Source organism: Arthrobacter sp. HMSC06H05, from assembly GCF_001807395.1.
In the GTDB taxonomy this organism is placed as follows: Bacteria; Actinomycetota; Actinomycetes; order Actinomycetales; family Micrococcaceae; genus Pseudoglutamicibacter; species Pseudoglutamicibacter albus.
On sequence record NZ_KV788997.1, the window covers coordinates 1 to 1837 of the forward strand.

Sequence of the window (1837 nt, forward strand, 5' to 3'; positions counted from 1 at the left end):
TTTTTGTGGGGTGTGGTTGTCCGCTTTGTAGCATCTGTTTTTATGTTTTTTGCGGAGAGTTTGATCCTGGCTCAGGATGAACGCTGGCGGCGTGCTTAACACATGCAAGTCGAACGCTGAAGCCTGGTGCTTGCACTGGGTGGATGAGTGGCGAACGGGTGAGTAACACGTGAGTAACCTGCCCTTGACTTCGGGATAAGCCCGGGAAACTGGGTCTAATACTGGATATGACTCCTTACCGCATGGTGGGGGGTGGAAAGATTTATCGGTTGGGGATGGACTCGCGGCCTATCAGTTTGTTGGTGGGGTAATGGCCTACCAAGACGACGACGGGTAGCCGGCCTGAGAGGGTGACCGGCCACACTGGGACTGAGACACGGCCCAGACTCCTACGGGAGGCAGCAGTGGGGAATATTGCACAATGGGCGCAAGCCTGATGCAGCGACGCCGCGTGAGGGATGACGGCCTTCGGGTTGTAAACCTCTTTCAGTAGGGAAGCAGCCCTTTGGGGTGACGGTACCTGCAGAAGAAGCGCCGGCTAACTACGTGCCAGCAGCCGCGGTAATACGTAGGGCGCAAGCGTTATCCGGAATTATTGGGCGTAAAGAGCTCGTAGGCGGTTTGTCGCGTCTGCTGTGAAAGCCCGGGGCTTAACTCCGGGTGTGCAGTGGGTACGGGCAGGCTAGAGTGCAGTAGGGGAGACTGGAATTCCTGGTGTAGCGGTGGAATGCGCAGATATCAGGAGGAACACCGATGGCGAAGGCAGGTCTCTGGGCTGTTACTGACGCTGAGGAGCGAAAGCATGGGGAGCAAACAGGATTAGATACCCTGGTAGTCCATGCCGTAAACGTTGGGCACTAGGTGTGGGGGACATTCCACGTTTTCCGCGCCGTAGCTAACGCATTAAGTGCCCCGCCTGGGGAGTACGGCCGCAAGGCTAAAACTCAAAGGAATTGACGGGGGCCCGCACAAGCGGCGGAGCATGCGGATTAATTCGATGCAACGCGAAGAACCTTACCAAGGCTTGACATGGACCGGATCGGCGCAGAGATGTGTTTTCCTTTCGGGGCTGGTTCACAGGTGGTGCATGGTTGTCGTCAGCTCGTGTCGTGAGATGTTGGGTTAAGTCCCGCAACGAGCGCAACCCTCGTTCTATGTTGCCAGCACGTGATGGTGGGGACTCATGGGAGACTGCCGGGGTCAACTCGGAGGAAGGTGGGGATGACGTCAAATCATCATGCCCCTTATGTCTTGGGCTTCACGCATGCTACAATGGCCGGTACAATGGGTTGCGATACTGTGAGGTGGAGCTAATCCCAAAAAGCCGGTCTCAGTTCGGATTGGGGTCTGCAACTCGACCCCATGAAGTCGGAGTCGCTAGTAATCGCAGATCAGCAACGCTGCGGTGAATACGTTCCCGGGCCTTGTACACACCGCCCGTCAAGTCACGAAAGTTGGTAACACCCGAAGCCGGTGGCCTAACCCTTGTGGGGGGAGCCGTCGAAGGTGGGACTGGCGATTGGGACTAAGTCGTAACAAGGTAGCCGTACCGGAAGGTGCGGCTGGATCACCTCCTTTCTAAGGAGCACTCAACACCACAACCACACACTGGTTTGTGTTGGTTTGGTGGTGTCAGAGAATAGATGGTGCTGCTGTCACGGGTGTTGACAGGTGCCATGCTCATGGGTGGAATATCAACGAAACCACGCACTCACTCTCTTGGGGGTGTGTGGGTCTTGGTGCATTGTTGGGTCCTGGAGCAACAAACCACCAGGTACGCAGCGGGCATGTTTTGTGTTCGTGTGTTTGGTGTGGTTGTTTCTCTAGTGTGTCCCCG

1 rRNA gene is annotated in these 1837 nt (G+C 56.2%); it reads left to right on the plus strand.

Annotated features, from left to right (window positions below):
- The first annotated feature begins 48 nt into the window (after positions 1-48).
- Positions 49-1578: ribosomal RNA gene (locus HMPREF3160_RS08040) — 16S ribosomal RNA — on the plus strand.
- Positions 1579-1837: the final 259 nt, after the last annotated feature.